This window comes from Paracoccus sp. AK26, from assembly GCF_011801365.1.
GTDB lineage: Bacteria > Pseudomonadota > Alphaproteobacteria > Rhodobacterales > Rhodobacteraceae > Paracoccus > Paracoccus aerius.
Genome location: NZ_CP041045.1, coordinates 378,633 through 396,190, shown reverse-complemented (window position 1 = coordinate 396,190; position 17,558 = coordinate 378,633). Strand labels below are relative to the sequence as shown.

The window sequence follows — 17,558 nt, the reverse complement described above, 5'->3', positions numbered from 1 at the left end:
GTTTCCTGTCGGAGAATTGCCATGACCCCTATCCCCCTGACACGGCGCCGCCTGATGCAAGCGGGGGCGGCGGGGCTTGCCCTGGGGGGCTTGGGGCTGGTGCGGCCCGCTGCGGCGCAGGTGCCGGTCGGGCTGCAATTGTCATGGCTGCATTCGGTGCAGTTCGCCGGCAGCTATATCGCCCGGAAGAACAACTGGTGGCGTGATGCCGGGCTGGAGGTGACGCTGCTGCAGGGCGGACCGAACGCCCCGGTCGAGCCTCCGGTCGTGGCGGGGACGGCGCTGATCGGGATTTCCGCCGCCGACTATACCGCCGCTGCTGTCGCCCAGGGTGCGCCCTTCAGGATCATCGGCGTGGCGATGCAGAAGAACCCCTTTGCCATCGCCTCGATGCCTGCGAACCCGGTGCGGGTGCCCGCTGACCTGGTGGGCAAGCGGATCGGCATGGCGGTGGCGAACACGCCCGTCCTGCAGGCGCTCTGCACGTTGAACGACGTCGACATCGGCGGGGTCCAGGTCGTCCCCACCCAATATTCGGCCCAGCCCCTGCTGGCGGGCGAGGTCGATTGCCTGTTGTGCTGGGAAACCGACCTGCCCGTCGCGATGGAGATGCAGGGCGTCCCGGCCGAAACCATGCTGCTGGCCGATCACGGCTATGCGCTGCATTCCCAGACCTATATCGCCACGACCGACAGCATCGCCAACCGCCGGGCCGAGCTTGTGGCCCTGCTGGGCGGAGAGGTGCGGGGCTGGGACACCTATCGCGCCGACACCGATGCCGCGGCCGTTCTGACGGTCGAGATGTTCCCGGATGCCGGGCTGGACCTTGAGACCCAGAAGCTGCAGGCCCGCCGACAGGTCCCGCTGATGTTTTCCGACCTGACCCAGGCCAACGGCTTTGGCTGGTGGTCCGAGGAAACCGTCGCCCAGAACATCGAGACGCTGGCCCTCTTGGGCCGCAGCGTGACGCCGGATCTGTGGGATCGGTCGATCCTCGAGGAAGTCCATGGCTGAGGCCGCCGTCCCGGCCGATATCCAGTGTTCCGGCGTCTCAAGGCTTTTCGACGGCAGCATCCTGGCCGTGGACGGCATCGACCTGACCTTCGCTGCAGGCCGCACCACGGCGCTTCTGGGACCATCGGGCTGCGGCAAGTCCACGCTTCTGCGCCTGATCGCGGGGCTGGAGGATCCGACGGCGGGCCAGGTCCTGATCGCAGGCCAGCCGCCCCAGGCACTGTGCAGGCAGGGCGGTCTGTCCGTCGCCTTTCAGGATCCTTGCCTGCTGCCCTGGCTGACGGTGACGCGCAACGTGGCGCTTGGCCTTAAGCTTGCGCGGCAGGCGCCCGACCCGCAGGCGGTGGACCAGATGATCAACCTGGTGGGCCTGGGCGGTTTCCAGAACGCCCGTCCCGCCGCCCTGTCCGGCGGAATGCGGCAGCGCGCGGCCATCGCCCGCGCCCTGGTCACCCGCCCCCGCGTCCTGCTGCTGGACGAGCCCTTCGGTGCGCTTGACGCCCTGACGCGCCGCCAGCTTGCCCATGACCTTCCGCCCCTGTGGCAGCGGCAGCAGGCCACCACGCTTCTGGTGACCCATTCCGTGGACGAGGCCGTGATGCTGGCAGACCGCATCGTCGTCCTGTCGCCCCGCCCGGCCCGGGTGATGGCCGATCTGGACGTGACCCTGCCCCGGTCGCGCGACCCTGAATCCGCCGCATTCCGCCGCCTGTCCGCCGAGGTTTTGGCCCTGCTGATCCGCGGGGGCGAACAGGCGCAAGCGCTGGCGGCGCAATGACGGCCCGCACCCGTTGGTTCGGGTTGGCGACGTTTCTGGGCCTGTGGCAGGGGCTTGCCCTGCTGGCGGGTGGCTGGCTTCTGGCCGGGCCGGTGGGCGTGCTGGAATGGCTGGCCGCCCATCCCGGCCTGACGGCGCGCGCCGCCGCCGTCACCTTGGCCAATGCCGCCTGCGGCTTCGTGCTTGGCAACCTGGCGGCGATCCTGCTGGCTGCGATCCCGGCGCTGTGGCCGCGCACGCTGAACCTGGTGGCGGGCCTGGCGCTTGTCGTCTTCTGCCTGCCGCTGATCGCCACCGGCCCGATCCTGCGGGTGCTGATGGGGCCGGGGAACGGCCCGCAGATCGTGCTGGCCGCGCTTGCGGTCTATTACACCACGCTGATCCCCTTGCTGGCTGGCCTGCGGGCGATGCCTTCGGCCTGGCTGGATCTGGTGCAGATCTATGGCCGGGGCCGCTGGGCCGAACTGGTCCATGTCCGCGCGCGCGCCTCGGTCCCCTATCTGCTGGCGGGGCTGCGGATTTCCGCGCCCGCCGCGATCCTGGGGGCCATGGTGGGCGAGTTCACGGGGGCCGAGCGGGGCCTGGGCGTGCTGACGATCCGCTTTACCCGCGATCTGGACGTGCCGGCGCTGTGGTCGGTGGCGGCGGTGGCGGCGGGACTGGCGATCGCGGTTCATGCCGCGGTCGGCTGGCTGGGCCGCCGGGCGTTGCCCGACGCGCCGCCGGTGATCCTGGCCCCGCCGCGCCTGTTGCGCGGATCGCCGGGGCGCAAGGCGGCCCATGCGGCGCTGCTGGTCGCACTGATCCTGGTGCTGTGGTGGGTGGCCGTGGCGGAGCTGAACCCGTTCTTCGCCAAGCGGCCCGCCGATGTCGCGGCCGCCGTGATCTGGGCGCCGGACGCGGCCATGACGCGGGCCGCATTGATGACGGCGATGATGCAGACGCTGGCGCTTGCGGTGCCGGGATATCTGGCCGGGCTGGCCCTGGGCGCGGGGCTTGCGATCCTGCTGGCCCTTCGACCGGGGCTGTCGGCGGTGATGACGCCCTTGGCAGTGTCCCTGCGGTCGATCCCCATCGTCACCACCGCGCCGCTGATCGTCCTGCTGCTGGGGCGGGGCGCCGCGGGCACCGTGACGCTTGTCGCCCTGATGGTGTTCTTCCCGACTTTCGCGGCCTGCCAGGAGGGGCTGCGGCAGGCGCCGGGGCCGATCCTGGATCTGTTCCGCAGCTATTGCGCCGGGCCGCTGCGCCAGACCTTGCATGTCCGCATCCCGGCGATGCTGCCCGCGCTGTTCGCCTCGGCCCGGATGGGGGTGCCTGCGGCAATCCTGGCCGCAACGGTTGTCGAGTGGCTGGCGACCGGGCGGGGTCTGGGCAACCTGATGGCGCTGTCGGCCTCGGTCTCGGACTATGCGATGCTGTGGCTGACGATGGTGGCGGTGACGGCGATGTCGGCGCTGCTTTATGCCGCCGTGGCCGGGGCCGAGACGCGGGTGCTGGCGGTCATGGCGCCCGAGCAGGTGCGCGCGTGAAGCCCCCGCTGGCCTTTGCCATCCCCGGCGACATCGCCACGCTGACCGGCGGCTATATCTATGAACGCCGCCTGCTTGAAGGACTGCGCCAAGCGGGCCATGACGTGCAGCACCTGCAGCTTGCGGCCAGCTTTCCCGACCCTTCGGCCGCGGACATGACCGAGGCCGTCGCGATGCTGGCGGCAGTGTCCCCGGACCGGCCGCTGATCCTGGACGGACTGGTCTTCGGGTCCATCGACACCACCGGGCTGGCGCGGGTCCGCGCGCCATTGGTGGCGATGATCCACCATCCGCTGGCCGTGGAAACCGGCCTGTCCTCCGACCGGCAGGACCACCTGTTCCGGACCGAGCGTGACAACCTGCGCCTGGCCCGGCACGTGCTGGTGCCCAGCCCCCATACCCGCCGCATCTTGGTGGACCGATACGGCGCCGATCCCCGCGCGATCACAATCCTGCGGCCCGGCGTGGACCGGCCCCGCCTGCGGCCCGCGCCCGATCCCATGCCGCTGATCCTGTCGGTGGGCATCCTGCATCCGCGCAAGGGCCATGACATCCTGCTGGACGCGCTGTCGCGGCTGGCGGATCTGGACTGGCGGGCGGTGGTCGTGGGCAATCCCTGGGACGCCGATCACGCGGCTGCCCTGTCACGCCAGCGGGCGGCAAGCCCGGTTGCCGATCGTGTCAGGCTTGCAGGGCGCGTGTCGGCGGATGAGCTTGAGGAGCTTTACGCCCGCGCCTCGATCTTTGCCTTGGCGACCTGGTACGAAGGCCACGGCATCGTCTTCGACGAGGCCTTGGCGCGCGGCCTGCCGGTCGTCACCTGCGATACCGGCGCCGTGCCCGATACCGTGCCGCCCGGCGCGGGGCTGCTGGTGCCGCCGGGCGATCCGGCGGCCCTGGCCGATGCGCTGCGGATGCTGCTGGTCGACCCGGCGCGGCGGCAAGCCATTGCCCGTGCAGCACGCGAGGCAGGGCAGGGGCTGCCGTCATGGCAGGACATGGCAGACAGCGCCAGTCTTGTGCTGTCGGACTGCGCACCCTAGCGTCGCAGCCGCCGCCAAGCCCAAGCTCCGCCTGCCAGCACGCCTGCGCCCAGCATCAGGTGGCGCGCCGTGATGCCGGTGCGCGCCTGCGCGCTGCGGCGATAGCGGGGATCGAAGAAGCGCGTGTTGGCCAGCAGGCTGCCCAGCCATGACTCTCGCCTCAACGGCAGGGGACGCAGGCTGCGGCCTGTGTCGCGGATCAGGCCGTCGAGTGCGGGCACAACCCGCCCGTGCCGGTCGATCGCCCGCGCCACCTCGGTCTTGTCGCGCCCCAGGTGTTCCGCCAGCAGCCCGTCGCGGAAATCGCGGATCAGGTCGCGCGTCGCATCGTCCCGGGCCTGGATCGCCACGTCGCATTCCGTGTCGAAGCCCATGGACCGGCGGTCGATATTGCTGGATCCGATCCGCAGCAGCATGTCGTCGACGATCATGATCTTGGCATGGACATAGATCGGCTGGCCGCTGTCCGTGACGGGATACAGGATGCGGAACCGGCCATAACGGTCGTGCTGGCGCAGCATGCGGACCATCCGGCTGCGGGTGACATGCATCGCCTGATCCTCGACATGGCCCTGGGCGGCATAGGGGTTGATGACCACCACCTCGGGTCCGTCGGGATCCGACAAGCGGCGGCGGATCGCGCGGGTGATGCTGCCTGCGCAGAAATACTGCGATTCGATATAGATGCAGTCCCGGGCCGCGCGGATCGCGTCCAGATACAGATCCTCGATCTCGTGGATGCCGGACCGGCCTGCCTCGGGCGGGGCGGTCCGGGCGATGGCCACGGGGATGTCGTGGAAGGCGGGATTGATGCTGTCGGGCCAAAGATTGGCGCCCGGCGCGAAGTCCTCGTCGACCTCGGCGTCATGGGCGCGGGCCCAGCGGGCGCGGGCCAGTTCCGACATGGCCGCCGCCGCGGGCCCGCACATCACGGTCGAGGCGTCGTGCCAGGGTTGGGCCTCGGCCCCGTTCTTGAGGCAGCGCAGCGGGTTGTCGTCCAGATGCTCGCGGTCGTCCCAGCGGCCGTCGGTCATGTCGATCCCGCCGCAGAAGGCCAGGCTGTCGTCGATCACCACGATCTTCTGGTGGTGGCAGGCGCCGATCGGATGGCGGCCGTCAAAGGCCAGGTGAATCTGGTCGGGCGACATCAGCTTGACGGCAAGCGCGGGCAGGATGCCGCCGGGCGCGATCAGGGCACCCCCGCTCCATTTCAGCAGGTAGATGTCAAGATCCTGGCGACGGTCCACGATGGCTTCAAGAAACGGTCCGACCTTGTTCGGAAAGCCGTCCGGGGCCAGCCCGTCCGCGTCGCTTTGGCCGGGCAGCATCTCGATCTCGAAGTCGAAATCCCAGCCGATCATCATGACCATCCGCTGGGCCTTCAGCATGGCTTCGCGCAGGGCGCGGAAATAGGCCTGGCCATCGATGATGACGGACAGGCGCTCGGCCGTCTCGATCCGCCAGCAGTTCCGCCCCGGCTTCAGTTCGATCATCCTGTCGTCCCCGTTTGCTGGCCTCCTCCGGCGGAGGAAGCGGAAGGGAAATGGCCGCGGGGCTGCGCAGGTTCCGTGGCGGCCTTGCGGCATCATGGCGAACCGTCGGCCAAGATCCCCACCCCCTCGCGCACGATGCGCATCCGGTCCGCGGGATAGGGCCGCAACAGCGCCATGGCCTGGGCGGGGCTGCCCTTCAGCCACTGTTCATGGTCCTGTGGGTCAAGGATCACCGGCATCCGCGTGGGATGCACCGGCCTGACCAGGTCGTTGGCGGTGGTGGTGATCATCGTGTGGGTCAGCCACGCCCCCTGGTCCCCCGCCACGCCCGGCTGGCCCGCGCGCCACAACCCGGCAAAGGCGAAGGGCGGCCGGTCGTCATCACCCGCCAGGGCGAACCAGACATCGGTTGCTGGGCTGCGGCCCTTGGCCTCGCGGAAGCTGGTGGCGGGGATCAGGCAGCGGCGGTTCAGGAAACTGTCCTTCCACAGCCCGCCTGTCATCTTGTCGTCACGAGCGTTGTTCCAGGCAACAGGCGCGATCGGCTTGCCGGTCTTCTTTGACACCGCGGGCGTCAGAAAGCCCCAATGGGCGCTGACGAGTTCCCGCGCACCGTCGGGCGCCAACCGGACGACCGGGGCCTCGTATTTCGGCCAGACCGCCGGCCATTCAGCCGCATTGCCCAGGTGGTCCAGGCCCGGCACCACGTCGAAGATCCGCCGCATCTCGTGCTGGCTCATCCGGTTGGAATACAGATTGCACATGCTTGGACCCCCTTGGCCTTCATCCTGCCTGCAACCAGAAACAGCCGCAACCGGCCTTGCAATCATCCAAGATACATCCATATACCATCCATGCAGATGGAGAAGTGCCGTGGCCGATATCAGAACCCTTCGCGACAGGGTACCCGAGACCGAAAAGATCACGATCAACCTGGGTTATGTGGACCTGGGGCGGATCGATCTGCTGGTGCAGGAAGGCTTTTATTCAAACCGCAGCGACTTCATCCGCACCGCCATCCGCGGCCAGTTGGACAGCCACCGCGACGTGGTCAGCAAGTCGCTGGAACGGCACACGATGGAACTGGGCCTGCGCGATTACAACCGAGCCGAACTTGAAGCCCTGCGCGACAAGGGCGAGGTGCTGCATGTCAAGGTCGTGGGGCTTGCGCGGTTTGCCCCCGATGTCACGCCCGACCTGGTTCGCGCCACGATCGGATCGATCTCGGTCCTGGGTGCGTTGCAGGCAAGTCCCGACATCAAGGCGGCCCTGGCCGACCGGATATCCTGAATCCCGCAAGGAGCAAAGCAGATGAAGACACTGAACCTTGGCGCCATGCGCCAGGCCATGGAGGGCTTGCGCCTTGATGAATTCGGCGCAGGCAATGCCCAATCGCTTGTCGAACGCACCCTGGCGCAGCACGGCTTGTCCATGCCGGCACAGGCGGCGGGCGGGGCGAGGCCCTTTCCGCCAGCCGGCGCGCAGCCTGGCGGCGGAACGATCCCGCAAGGGGCCAGCTTCACGACCGATCGCTTCACCTGCCCGGCAGGCAGCCGGGAAATGATGGTCTATGTCCCGGCTTCGGTCGCGGCGGGGCAGGGGGCGGAAGGCCTGGTCCTGATGTTGCACGGCTGCACCCAGACCCATGCGGATTTCGCCCGCGGCACCGGCATGAACGACCTGGCCGAACGCCATCGCCTGATCGTCGTCTATCCCCAGCAGGCGCGGGGCGACAATGCCCAGTCGTGCTGGAACTGGTTCAGCATCGGCGACCAGCGTCGCGGCCGCGGCGAACCCGAGATCCTGGCGCAGATGGCGCAGGCCCAGGCGGCGCTGCATCGCGTGCCGTCGGACCGGATCTTCGCGGCGGGCCTTTCGGCGGGCGCGGCGATGGCGGTGATCCTGGGGCAGACCCATCCCGAGGTCTTCGCGGCCATCGGCGCCCATTCGGGCCTGCCCTTTGGCGCGGCCCGCGACGTGCCCGGCGCCTTTGCGGCGATGAACGGCACCGGCATGGCCGATTCCGCGCGGCCGCGCGCCGCCACTGCCACGCCCACGATCATCTTCCACGGCAGCGCCGACCGGACCGTGCATCCCCAGAACGCCGCCAGCATCGCGGCCGACACGCTGGCTGCAGGCCCGGATCAGACGATCGCCGATCAGGCAACCGCCACCACCGGCGGGCGCAGCCACCGGCGCGACATCACCTCGACCCTGGACGGGCAGGTGATCGTCGATCACTGGACGGTCGAGGGGCTGGGCCATGCCTGGTCGGGCGGACGTGCCGGCGGATCCTACACCGATCCGAAAGGCCCCGATGCAAGCGCGGAAATGGTGCAGTTCTTCCTGGCGCAACCGCGTGGGGGCAGCGGCAAGGCGGCTTGACAAATGATCATCCGCCGGAACCCGAGGGCAGGCTGCGGGTGTTGGTCTTTCGAAATCGTGGTGCAAGGATCAGCCCAATGCCCGTCTTCAGCTTCGCCCCCAGCCCCCTTGAATGGACCGTTGGCGTGTTTTCCGACACCGATGAGCGCGGGAACGTGACCGCCCGCCGATACTGCTTCGGACCCTATGTGGTGACGTGGCACTAGGCATTCGTCCCGTCGCCTGCCTTTGCCGGCGACTTGGCAGGGCGGCCGGTGCCGCGGACGCCACGGCACGATCCGATTCTTCTTGAACACCCCCGCCGGCGCGCGCATACCTCCGCCAAATCGCAGTCGGAGCGCCTGAATGGCCAGCGAAGAAGCCGCGTCCAGCCCCCGGGCATCGGACAGCGCAACCCCCCAGCATCATCAACCGTCCCGCCTGACGCCGGCCCTGGTGCTGGCCTGCCTGGGCGTCGTCTATGGCGACATCGGCACCTCGCCGCTTTATGCGCTGCGCGAATCGCTGGTCCACGCGCACGAGGAAGGGCTGCCCGAAACCTCGGTCATTGGCATCGTGTCGCTGCTGTTCTGGACGGTCGTTCTGATCGTCACGATCAAGTATGTCATCCTGATCTTGCGCGCCGACAACAATGGCGAAGGCGGCACCCTGTCGCTGGTCGCCAAGGCGCAGGGCGCGCTGAAGGTCGGGCCGCGCGCACGCAGGCGGCGGCTGCTTCTGCTGCTGGGGATCGTCGGCGTGTCGCTGTTCTTCGGCGACAGCATGATCACCCCCGCCATTTCCGTTCTGTCCGCGGTCGAAGGCCTGACCCTTGTCCAGCCGGCCTTCCAGCCCTGGGTGGTCCCGGTCACGCTGGGCATCGTGATGGCGCTGTTCTGGGTGCAGAGCGGCGGCACCGACAGGATCGCGCGGCTGTTCGGGCCGGTGATGCTGGCGTGGTTCACGACCATGGCGATCCTGGGGATCAGCCATATCGCGGACGACGCCCGCATCCTGCAGGCGCTGAACCCGCTGCGGGCGGCCAGTTTCCTGACCGACTACGGCATCGCCGCGATGCCGGTGCTGGGATCGGTCTTCCTGGCCGTCACCGGGGCCGAGGCGCTTTACGCCGACATGGGTCATTTCGGCCGCAGCGCCATCCGCACCGCCTGGAGCGTGCTGGTCTTTCCCGCCCTGGCGCTGTCCTATCTGGGGCAGGGGGCGATGGTCCTGGCCCATCCCGATCGGGTGTCCAACCCGTTCTTCCTGATGGCGCCCGACTGGTTCCTGGTGCCGCTGGTGATCCTGGCGACGGCGGCCACGGTGATCGCGTCGCAAGCGGTGATCTCGGGCGCGTTCTCGGTCGCGGCGCAGGCGGTGCAGATGGGCCTGCTGCCCCGGCTGCACATCCAGCACACCTCGGACCAGCAGGCGGGCCAGATCTACCTGCCCAAGGTCAACTTCGTCCTTCTGCTGGGGGTCGTGGCCCTGGTCATCTCGTTCGGGTCGTCCGCCCGGCTGGCCAGTGCCTATGGGATCGCGGTGACGGGGGACATGGTCATCACCTCGCTTCTGGCGGTGATCGTGTTCCGCTGGTCCTGGAACTGGGGCTGGCCGCTGATCGCCCTGGTCATGGTGCCGGTCCTGGGGATCGAGCTGATCTTCTTTTCGGCCAACCTGATAAAGCTGCTGGACGGGGGCTATATCCCCCTGCTGTTCGCGGCCCTGGCCATTGCCATGATGATGATCTGGGTCGAAGGAATGCGCCGCCTTCAGGACAAGCTGGCGCAGGAAAGCATCAGCATGGACATGCTGGCCGCGAAGCTGGCCAAGTCGCCGCCCACCATCGTGCCCGGAACGGCAGTGTTCCTGACCGCCGATCCGATGATCGGGCCGCCCGCGCTGCTGCACAACCTCAAGCACAATCGCGTCCTGCATGAACGCAACTTCATCGTGAAGGTCGAAAGCGCGACCACGCCCCGCGTGTCGGACGACGCGCGCCTGCGGCTGGAACAGATCGCCCCTGGCTTCTGGCGGGCCTGGCTGTCCTTCGGCTATATGGAACAGCCCAATGTCCCCCGGGCCCTGGCCGAGGCGAAGCGCCAGGGGCAGAAGTTCGACATCATGTCCACCTCGTTCTTCCTGAACCGCCGCATCCTGCGGTCGGGCAAGGGAACCCTGATGCCCCACTGGATGAGCAGGGTCTTCGTGCGGCTGTATCGTTCGGCGGCGGAACCCACGAACTATTACCGCCTGCCGTCGAACCGGGTGGTGGAACTGGGGCAGCAAAAGAACATCTGACGCCCCGCCTGCCTGCGACGGAGCGTGCTGGGATCAGGGCGTGATCAGGTATTTCTCGCCCGTCGACTTGCGGACATAGGCCGCCACCGTCTCGGGCTCCAGCACCTGCTCCAGCGGGATGCGGGCGGTATAGTGGCTGGCGAAGGTGGTCGTCATCTCATCCGCGACGCGCTTGCGCATCCGCTGCACGGCGGCCGGGTCCAGCCTTTGCAGCGCGCGGAACAGCAGCCAGCCGCCGATGTTCCAGCTGAAGCCGAAGCCTCGCCGCAGGATCGTCGGCCCCGTGTCAAGCGCGCCATAGATATAGGCCTGCTTGGCCGATGCCGAGCCATAGCGGTCATAGGCCGCCGCATCGCGCGAGGCGACGGTCTCCATGGCGTTCAGGATGATGCTGGTCGTCTCGCCACCGCCGATGGCGTCAAAGGCCAGCGTTGCGCCGGTTTCCGCGATGGCCTCGGTCAGGTCGCTGCGGAAGGTGTCGCTGCTGCTGTCCACGACATGGGTCGCGCCCAGTCCGCGCAGCAGCTCCATCTGCCGGGGGCTGCGGACGATGTTGACCAGGCCGATGCCGTCGGCCTTGCAGATCTTGACCAGCATCTGCCCCAGGTTCGAGGCCGCGGGCGCGTGGACGATCGCCTTGTGCCCTTCCGCCCGCATGGTTTCCACGAAACCGAGCGCGGTCAGCGGGTTCACATACAGCGCCGCCCCCTGTTCGGCCGTCGCCCCTTCGGGCAGGACCATGCACTCGGCAGCAGCGACCAGGCGCAGTTGCGCATACATCGCGCCGCCCAGCATCGCCACGCGCTTGCCCATCATGCCCTGCTGGTCGGGCCCGGCGGCGATAACCGTGCCCGCGCCTTCGTTGCCCACGGGCATCGACTGGCCCAGCCGTGGCTTCAGCGAGGCCATTGCCGCATCGGGGATGCGGGCGGTCAGGGCGTCGCCGTCGCGCGCCAGCGTGGACATGTCCGCCGGGCCGAACATCAGGCCCAGGTCGGACGGGTTGATCGGCGCGGCCTCGACCCGCACCAGGACCTGGCCGGGTCCGGGTTCGGGCAGGCTGACCTTTTCGAGGTTGAGCCGCAGCGTCCCGTCGGCGGTCACGGTCGATCTGAGTTCAAGGCTGTCGCGGTCCATGTTCGATCCTTTCCGTTGCGGGCCGATCCTTTCGCAGGCGGGGCCGGTGTGCAACCGCATTGCGGCCCGTGGCGCGGAAGGGCGCCTGCCGGACATACCGGCTTGGCAGGGGCAGCATTTGCGGCTAGGACAGCGGCAATCGCATGGACCCGGTGCAAGCCCGGGTGGCTATTCCGGCCGCCGATCCGCCGGACAACGCATCCAAGACGCGTCCGTCGCACCAATATCATCATGACCTTGACACGGCACTATCTGCGCCAGTGGCGGGACAATCCTGTCCGCGAAATCCTGGCCGGGGCGGTGGCGACCTTTGCCCTGATCCCCGAAGTCATTGCCTTTTCCTTCACCGCCGGGATCGACCCGGCGGTCGGGCTTTACGCATCCTTCGTCATCAGCATCGTCATCGCCCTGTTCGGCGGCAGGCCCGCGATGATCTCGGCCGCGGCGGGTTCGATCGCCCTGGTCGTGGCACCCCTGGTGCGCGATCACGGCGTCGAATACCTGTTCGCGGCGGGACTGCTGGCGGGGCTGTTCCAGATCCTGTTCGGCTTTGCCCGGCTGGCCACGCTGATGCGCTATGTCTCGAACTCGGTGCGCACGGGCTTCGTGAACGCCCTGGCGATCCTGATCTTCGCAGCCCAACTGCCGCATATCCTGAACGCAGGCCTGGCCGGTTACGCCGTGATCGCGGCGGGGCTTGGCGTCATCTACCTGGCGCCGCGCGTGACGACCGCGGTTCCGGCGCCGCTGATCTGCGTGGTGCTGCTGACGGCGGCCTGCGCAGGACTGGGCGTCGACGTGGCCCGGGTTGCGGATCTCGGGGCGCTGCCCGACGGGCTGCCGGTCTTGCACATTCCCGATGTGCCGCTGGGCCTGGACCTGCTGGGCATCATCTTCGTGCCTGCCCTGGCCATTGCCATGGTGGGGCTTCTGGAAAGCCTGATGACGGCGGGGGTGGTCGACGACCAGACCGGCACGCCCTCGGACAAGAATGCCGAGGCGCGGGGCTTGGGCCTTGCCAATGTCGCGGCCAGCCTGTTCGGCGGCATCGCGGGTTGCGGGATGATCGGCCAGACCGTGTCCAACGTGAAGTATGGCGGGCGTGGCAGGCTTTCCACCATGGCGGCCGGCGGCCTGCTGCTGCTGTTCATGGTCGCGGCGGGCGACCTGATCGCCCAGGTGCCGGTGGCGGCGCTTGTGGCGATCATGATCACCGTGTCGATCGACACGCTGGACTGGGCCTCGCTGAAGCGGCTGCGGACCACGCCCGCGCTGTCGAACCTGGTCATGCTGGCAACGGTTGCGGTGACGATCCTCAGCCACAACCTGTCGCTGGGCGTGCTGGTCGGCGTGCTGATGAGCGGCCTGTTCTTTACCGCCAAGGTGGCCGCGATGCAGCAGGTCCGCCGCGAGGGCGACCGATATGTGGTCGAGGGGCAGATCTTCTTCGCCTCGGCCGAGGCCTTCATCGAGGCCTTCGACCCCATCGACCACGACGGTCCTGTCACCATCGACCTGTCGCGCGCCAGGCTGTGGGACATCACAGCCCTGGCGGCGGTGGACAAGGTGCGCGACCGCTTTCTGCGCCACGACCTGCCGGTCACGATCCACGGGCTGGAACGGCCGGTCTGACAAGGCCATTGCCGCCGCCGGTGCAAGGCCCGGGCATCCTCGGCCCTGACCGGTCAGGCGGCTGCCGCCTCGATTTCTCGGGCGACCTGATGCTGCAAGGTCCAGATGTAATCGTCGTGGATGCCGTGTTCCGCCAGACCGCGAACGGTGCGCAGAAGATATTCCGCGCCCGATCCGGCGGCACCGGCGGCATGGGCAAGGCGCCGGGCCTGCTGGGGGATCGTCAGCCGCTCGACCGGCGTGCCCACGGGATCGGCATAGAAGGTCAGCGCCTCCTCGATGCCGCGGTCGGTCTCGACGGTGATCCAGCAGGCATTGGCGGCCAGTTCATGGGCAACCAACTCGCGCTTCAGGATGGCGCGCAGGGATTCGGTTTCGGTCCCGGCGGCGATGTCCAGGACCAGCCCCTCGCATTGCCCGCCCGAGGCAAGTGCAAGCATCAGCCCCGGCCGGTCGGGCGAGCCGCGGAAATGCTCAAGCGGGATCGAGAAGCTGCGATGCCAGCCATTCGCAGTCCCCCGCCTTTGCCCGCCCACTGCAAAGCCGGGGTTCCAGATCAGCGAGCCATAGGCGAAGATCGGGATGGGCCGCGCGCGCCCCGCAGTCAGCCGGGCCGCCAGCAGGTCAAGATCGCCGTCGTCCAGCATCCGCCACCGAGGATCGTAAAGCGGCCCGTCGGCTGCGGGAACCCGCGCCACATGGCAATCGGAAAGGGTAATGGGCCAGGCTTTGGTCATCGGGTTCCTGTGAATGCAGCGTCTTCCCCTGCAAGGTGGGGTCTTCCGGGGCGCGGTCAACCGCCCGCCCTGCGGTGCTAGGTCGCGCGATCATCCTTGGGCGAGCCCATCACGATATAGGACGTGATGGCATTGACATGGGACCGCGTGCCCAGAACTTCGGTGTGAAAACGCTTATAGTCCGCAAGGCCCGCGCATTCCACCCGCAGCAGGTATTCGAAGGCCCCCGCGATATTGTGGCATTCCGCGACCTCGGGCGCGATTGACATTGCCCGCTCGAAGCCTTCCTGCGCGGCCTTGGTGTGCGAGGACAGGCCCACCATCACATAGGCCACGAATCCGCGGCCCATCTTTTCGGGATCGGTGACGACGCGGTAGCCCCTGATGATCCCCGACCGCTCGAGTTCCTGGACACGGCGCAGGCAGGCCGAGGGCGACAGGCCGACGCGCTCGGCCAGTTGCACGTTGCTGATCCGGCCATTGCGCGCCAGTTCATGCAATATCTTTCGGTCCATGCCGGAAATAGCGGTCATTTGTTGTCGATTACCTGCGAAAGGATCAACTTCTGGCGCATCATTGCGCTGCGGGCAGGATAGATGTCCAGCGAAACATCCTGCATCGGCAAGACCCAAGGCAAGCCACATGACCCTAGCATTGTTTTCCGCCCTTCTGGGCTTTGCATTTGTCACCACCGTCACGCCGGGGCCAAACAACCTGATGCTGATGGCTTCGGGCGCCAATTTCGGCTTCCGCCGCACGCTGCCGCATATGCTGGGCATCGTCGGCGGGGTCTGCCTGATGGCTTTCCTGGTGGGGGCGGGGCTGATGGCGCTTTTCGAGACTGTTCCGGCGCTCGAGATGGCGCTTGGCATCCTGTCTGTCGGCTATCTGCTGTGGCTTGCCTTCAAGATCGCCACCGCCGCGCCGCTTGGCGACAGCGCGGCGGCGGGAAGCCCGATGACCGTCTGGCAGGCGGCGGCGTTCCAGTGGGTCAATCCCAAGGCCTGGGCGATGTGCCTGTCGGCTGTGACGCTTTACGCCCCTGACCGGTCCATCCTGTCGGTCGCGATCGTCACGGGGGCCTTCGCCCTTGTCGCGTTTCCGGCGATCTCGGTCTGGGCCTGGCTGGGCACGGTGATCCGGCAATGGCTGTCCAGCGCCGTTCGACTGCGCGCCTTCAACGTCGGCATGGCGGCGCTGCTGATTGCCTCGCTTTATCCGCTGCTGAGCTGGACCTGACCGGCAGGGGCATGTCCAGCGACAACCTTTCCTTGCATCGCAGCCCGATCCGGGGGACCAATATCTGTCAACCGGAGGAGGGTGGAATGCTGACGGGCGGGAAAAACTGGGCTTTTCTGGCGGGCGCCTTGCTGTGCCTTGCGCTTCCGGGGCCGGTTGCGGCGCAGGGCTATCCTCATGCAGAGGAGCCCATTGGCACGGTCGAGCAGATCTATGACGGTCACCTGACCCCCGACCTGGCGGTCAGCACCTTCCGCAATATCGACCGCCTGTTCCCTGTCAGGACGATCGAGACCGGCGACAGCCCCCGCGCCCTGCCCGAGGCGCCGCAGGATCTGCCCGGAATGGTATCCTTCGAAATCGAGGGGCAGGCCTATGACCTTTATGACTTCCTGGCGCTTGACAATGTGACGGGCCTGATCGTGCTGAAGGACGGCGCCGTTGTTTATGAAACCTATCAGCGCGGCAACACGCCACAGACCCGCTGGATGTCGATGTCGGTGGCCAAGTCCATCACCTCGACCCTTGTGGGCGCGGCGATCCGTGACGGCCATATCGGCAGCGTCGACGACATGGTGGTCGATTATGTTCCCGGCCTGAAGGGCAGCGCCTATGACGGGGTCAGCATCCTGGACATCCTGCGCATGGCTTCGGGCGTGGAATGGAACGAGACCTATACCGACCCGCAATCGGACCGCCGCGACCTGCTGCGCGCGCAGATCGCCCAGCAACCGGGCGCCGCGATGAAGGTCATGGCGGCGCTGCCCCGCGCGGCCGAGCCGGGCACGCAGCATACCTATTCCACCGGCGAAACCCAGGTTCTGGCCGAGATCCTGCGTGGCGCGGTGGGCAAGCCCCTGGCCGACTACCTGTCCGAGACGATCTGGCAGCCCTATGGAATGGAAGCCGACGCGACATGGTGGCTGGATTCCCCGGACGGGGTCGAGATCGGCGGCAGCGGCCTGTCCGCGACGCTGCGCGATTTCGCGCGCTTCGGGCAGTTCTTCCTGGAAGGCGGCGTGATCGACGGCACCCCCGTCCTTCCGGACGGCTGGACCGAGGATGCGGGCAAGCCGCAGACGCTGAAGGATGGCAGCGTGATCGAATACGGGCTGATGTGGTGGCCTGGCTGGACCGAGCCGTCCATCGCCGACAAGGCCTTCGCGGCCATCGGCATCCAGGGCCAGAACATCTATATCAACCCGGCGAAGAACATCGTCATCGCCACCCACATGGCGCAGCCCAAGCCGGTCGGCAAGGAACCGATCGACCCCCTGGTGTTCTTCGACGCCGTGGCAAAGGCCCTGGAATAGGTCGGGCGGCGGCCCAACGGGGTCATTGCCTTCCGAAAGTTCGCTCACGGCCGGCCACCCTAACGGGTCGCGACGGTTTCGGTGATCCACTTCAGAAAGGCGCTGCAAGCGGGGTCTGATTTGCGGTCATCGGGAAGCACCACGTAATAGGCCGCGTCGGTCGTCATGGGTGCATCGCGCATCACCTGCAAGCTGCCCTCGCGAAGTTCGCGTTCAATCAGATAGGGCGGAACCAGGGAAACGCCCAGGCCCGCCACCGCCGCCTCGATCAGCAGCGCGAACTGGTCGAAGCGGTGCCCGCGGAAGGCGTCATCGACGCCCTCTCCATTGGCGATCAGCCAGTCGAACCACAGCATCGGCCGCGACTCCATGTGCAGCAGGAAGGGCGTCAGGGGCGCGGACCCCTGGCGTTCCGCAAAGGCGGGAGAGGCGACCGGGACAACCGTCTCGCTGCACAGATAGGTGCAGGTCGCGCCCGGCCAGACCGGCTGGCCATAGTGGATCGCGACGTTCACGCCAGCTTCGCCAAGATCGAACGGCTCGGACCGGCTGATGACCTGGGCCTGCAGGCCCGGGTTCCGTTCCAGGAACCCGGCCAGCCGCGGAACCAGCCAACGGCTGCCAAAGGTGGGCAGGGTCGCGATCGACAGGTGGCCCTGCACGTCGCGCGATCCCGCCGCGCGCAGGGCAAGCGTCTCGACCTGGCGCATCAGGCGCATCGCGTCGGGCAGCAGCCGCGTTCCGGCATTCGACAAGACGACCCGTTGGCGCACGCGCTCGAACAGGGCGACGCCCAGTTGCGCCTCCAGATCCTTGATCTGGCGGCTGACCGCGCTTTGCGTCAGGTTCAATTCCTCGGCCGCGCGGGTGAAGCTGCCGTGGCGGGCGGCGGCTTCGAAAGACTGCAGCGACAGGATGTCGGGGACAAGGCTGCGGCTCAACTTCATTCCGAATCCACATCAACATAGCCAAAAT

17 protein-coding genes and 1 other annotated feature are annotated in these 17,558 nt (G+C 67.7%); of the genes, 11 read left to right on the top strand and 6 right to left on the bottom strand.

Annotated features, from left to right (window positions below; genetic code table 11):
* Nucleotides 1–21 precede the first annotated feature (21 nt).
* Genes FIU66_RS17625 through FIU66_RS17610 form a run of 4 tightly spaced genes read left to right on the top strand, consistent with a single transcriptional unit; the run spans nucleotide 22 to nucleotide 4,367 of the window.
* Nucleotides 22–1,014: an ABC transporter substrate-binding protein gene (locus FIU66_RS17625; RefSeq protein ID WP_167624187.1), complete on the top strand. Its 993-nt coding sequence runs from the start codon at nucleotides 22–24 to the stop codon at nucleotides 1,012–1,014.
* Nucleotides 1,007–1,792, top strand: a complete 786-nt coding sequence (locus FIU66_RS17620; RefSeq protein ID WP_167624186.1) for an ABC transporter ATP-binding protein — start codon at nucleotides 1,007–1,009, stop codon at nucleotides 1,790–1,792. Before FIU66_RS17625 ends, FIU66_RS17620 begins: the two co-directional genes overlap by 8 nt.
* Nucleotides 1,789–3,324, top strand: a complete 1,536-nt coding sequence (locus tag FIU66_RS17615; protein ID WP_167624185.1) for an ABC transporter permease — start codon at nucleotides 1,789–1,791, stop codon at nucleotides 3,322–3,324. Before FIU66_RS17620 ends, FIU66_RS17615 begins: the two co-directional genes overlap by 4 nt.
* The gene (locus FIU66_RS17610; protein ID WP_201281143.1) at nucleotides 3,321–4,367 is read left to right on the top strand and encodes a glycosyltransferase family 4 protein; all 1,047 of its coding nucleotides are present in this window, start codon (nucleotides 3,321–3,323) and stop codon (nucleotides 4,365–4,367) included. The genes FIU66_RS17615 and FIU66_RS17610 overlap by 4 nt, the downstream gene beginning before the upstream one ends.
* Here the strand turns inward: FIU66_RS17610 and FIU66_RS17605 are convergent.
* Nucleotides 4,364–5,860 carry a phospholipase D-like domain-containing protein gene (locus tag FIU66_RS17605; RefSeq protein ID WP_167624184.1) on the bottom strand — a complete coding sequence of 499 codons (1,497 nt, stop codon included), beginning with the start codon at nucleotides 5,858–5,860 and terminating at the stop codon, nucleotides 4,364–4,366. The genes FIU66_RS17610 and FIU66_RS17605 overlap by 4 nt on opposite strands.
* A gap of 92 nt (nucleotides 5,861–5,952) precedes the next feature.
* Nucleotides 5,953–6,624 (bottom strand): SOS response-associated peptidase, encoded by a 672-nt coding sequence (locus FIU66_RS17600; RefSeq protein ID WP_167624183.1) that lies wholly within the window; start codon nucleotides 6,622–6,624, stop codon nucleotides 5,953–5,955.
* Between the two features lie 109 nt (nucleotides 6,625–6,733).
* On the opposite strand from FIU66_RS17600, the gene FIU66_RS17595 reads away from it, so the two are divergent.
* The 4 genes from FIU66_RS17595 to FIU66_RS17585 all read left to right on the top strand — a co-directional run bounded on the left by FIU66_RS17595 (nucleotide 6,734) and on the right by FIU66_RS17585 (nucleotide 10,525).
* On the top strand, nucleotides 6,734–7,150 hold the full coding sequence (locus tag FIU66_RS17595; RefSeq protein ID WP_167624182.1) for a CopG family transcriptional regulator: 417 nt from the start codon (nucleotides 6,734–6,736) through the stop codon (nucleotides 7,148–7,150).
* A 21-nt stretch (nucleotides 7,151–7,171) separates the two neighbouring features.
* Nucleotides 7,172–8,245 carry a PHB depolymerase family esterase gene (locus tag FIU66_RS17590; protein WP_167624181.1) on the top strand — a complete coding sequence of 358 codons (1,074 nt, stop codon included), beginning with the start codon at nucleotides 7,172–7,174 and terminating at the stop codon, nucleotides 8,243–8,245.
* Between the two features lie 77 nt (nucleotides 8,246–8,322).
* Complete coding sequence (locus FIU66_RS18290; protein WP_255432437.1) at nucleotides 8,323–8,451, top strand: hypothetical protein; 129 nt, start codon at nucleotides 8,323–8,325, stop codon at nucleotides 8,449–8,451.
* A 139-nt stretch (nucleotides 8,452–8,590) separates the two neighbouring features.
* The gene (locus tag FIU66_RS17585) at nucleotides 8,591–10,525 is read left to right on the top strand and encodes a potassium transporter Kup (RefSeq protein WP_167624180.1); all 1,935 of its coding nucleotides are present in this window, start codon (nucleotides 8,591–8,593) and stop codon (nucleotides 10,523–10,525) included.
* Nucleotides 10,526–10,558: 33 nt separating this feature from the next.
* Here FIU66_RS17585 and FIU66_RS17580 read toward each other — a convergent pair whose 3' ends face one another.
* Entirely contained in the window at nucleotides 10,559–11,662 is a 1,104-nt protein-coding gene (locus FIU66_RS17580) for a zinc-binding dehydrogenase (RefSeq protein ID WP_167624179.1), read from the bottom strand.
* Between the two features lie 142 nt (nucleotides 11,663–11,804).
* Nucleotides 11,805–11,860: a sequence feature (sul1 is cis-regulatory element that is thought to sense ions involved in sulfur or methionine metabolism; They are found in Alphaproteobacteria), on the top strand.
* Between the two features lie 33 nt (nucleotides 11,861–11,893).
* Between FIU66_RS17580 and FIU66_RS17575 the strand changes: the two genes are divergently transcribed.
* Nucleotides 11,894–13,294 carry a SulP family inorganic anion transporter gene (locus tag FIU66_RS17575; protein ID WP_167624178.1) on the top strand — a complete coding sequence of 467 codons (1,401 nt, stop codon included), beginning with the start codon at nucleotides 11,894–11,896 and terminating at the stop codon, nucleotides 13,292–13,294.
* A gap of 53 nt (nucleotides 13,295–13,347) precedes the next feature.
* Here FIU66_RS17575 and FIU66_RS17570 read toward each other — a convergent pair whose 3' ends face one another.
* Nucleotides 13,348–14,031: a gamma-glutamylcyclotransferase gene (locus FIU66_RS17570; RefSeq protein ID WP_167624177.1), complete on the bottom strand. Its 684-nt coding sequence runs from the start codon at nucleotides 14,029–14,031 to the stop codon at nucleotides 13,348–13,350.
* A gap of 77 nt (nucleotides 14,032–14,108) precedes the next feature.
* Complete coding sequence (locus FIU66_RS17565; RefSeq protein WP_167624176.1) at nucleotides 14,109–14,564, bottom strand: Lrp/AsnC family transcriptional regulator; 456 nt, start codon at nucleotides 14,562–14,564, stop codon at nucleotides 14,109–14,111.
* Between the two features lie 109 nt (nucleotides 14,565–14,673).
* Here FIU66_RS17565 and FIU66_RS17560 point away from each other — a divergent pair, with 109 nt between their 5' ends.
* On the top strand, nucleotides 14,674–15,270 hold the full coding sequence (locus FIU66_RS17560) for a LysE family translocator (protein ID WP_167624175.1): 597 nt from the start codon (nucleotides 14,674–14,676) through the stop codon (nucleotides 15,268–15,270).
* An 86-nt stretch (nucleotides 15,271–15,356) separates the two neighbouring features.
* Nucleotides 15,357–16,583, top strand: a complete 1,227-nt coding sequence (locus tag FIU66_RS17555; protein ID WP_167624174.1) for a serine hydrolase — start codon at nucleotides 15,357–15,359, stop codon at nucleotides 16,581–16,583.
* Between the two features lie 59 nt (nucleotides 16,584–16,642).
* Here the strand turns inward: FIU66_RS17555 and FIU66_RS17550 are convergent, their stop codons facing one another.
* Entirely contained in the window at nucleotides 16,643–17,530 is an 888-nt protein-coding gene (locus FIU66_RS17550; protein ID WP_167624173.1) for a LysR family transcriptional regulator, read from the bottom strand.
* Nucleotides 17,531–17,558 lie beyond the last annotated feature (28 nt).

Bases quoted from the DNA above. Each gene is read 5' to 3' on its own strand.
- FIU66_RS17575 (WP_167624178.1), top strand. From the start codon at position 11,894: ATGACCTTGACACGGCACTATCTGCGCCAGTGGCGGGACAATCCTGTC.
- FIU66_RS17625 (WP_167624187.1), top strand. From the start codon at position 22: ATGACCCCTATCCCCCTGACACGGCGCCGCCTGATGCAAGCGGGGGCG.
- FIU66_RS17600 (WP_167624183.1), bottom strand. From the start codon at position 6,624: ATGTGCAATCTGTATTCCAACCGGATGAGCCAGCACGAGATGCGGCGG.
- FIU66_RS17580 (WP_167624179.1), bottom strand. From the start codon at position 11,662: ATGGACCGCGACAGCCTTGAACTCAGATCGACCGTGACCGCCGACGGG.
- FIU66_RS17605 (WP_167624184.1), bottom strand. From the start codon at position 5,860: ATGATCGAACTGAAGCCGGGGCGGAACTGCTGGCGGATCGAGACGGCC.
- FIU66_RS17560 (WP_167624175.1), top strand. From the start codon at position 14,674: ATGACCCTAGCATTGTTTTCCGCCCTTCTGGGCTTTGCATTTGTCACC.
- FIU66_RS17550 (WP_167624173.1), bottom strand. From the start codon at position 17,530: ATGAAGTTGAGCCGCAGCCTTGTCCCCGACATCCTGTCGCTGCAGTCT.
- FIU66_RS17615 (WP_167624185.1), top strand. From the start codon at position 1,789: ATGACGGCCCGCACCCGTTGGTTCGGGTTGGCGACGTTTCTGGGCCTG.
- FIU66_RS17570 (WP_167624177.1), bottom strand. From the start codon at position 14,031: ATGACCAAAGCCTGGCCCATTACCCTTTCCGATTGCCATGTGGCGCGG.
- FIU66_RS17585 (WP_167624180.1), top strand. From the start codon at position 8,591: ATGGCCAGCGAAGAAGCCGCGTCCAGCCCCCGGGCATCGGACAGCGCA.
- FIU66_RS17620 (WP_167624186.1), top strand. From the start codon at position 1,007: ATGGCTGAGGCCGCCGTCCCGGCCGATATCCAGTGTTCCGGCGTCTCA.
- FIU66_RS18290 (WP_255432437.1), top strand. From the start codon at position 8,323: ATGCCCGTCTTCAGCTTCGCCCCCAGCCCCCTTGAATGGACCGTTGGC.
- FIU66_RS17590 (WP_167624181.1), top strand. From the start codon at position 7,172: ATGAAGACACTGAACCTTGGCGCCATGCGCCAGGCCATGGAGGGCTTG.
- FIU66_RS17555 (WP_167624174.1), top strand. From the start codon at position 15,357: ATGCTGACGGGCGGGAAAAACTGGGCTTTTCTGGCGGGCGCCTTGCTG.
- FIU66_RS17565 (WP_167624176.1), bottom strand. From the start codon at position 14,564: ATGACCGCTATTTCCGGCATGGACCGAAAGATATTGCATGAACTGGCG.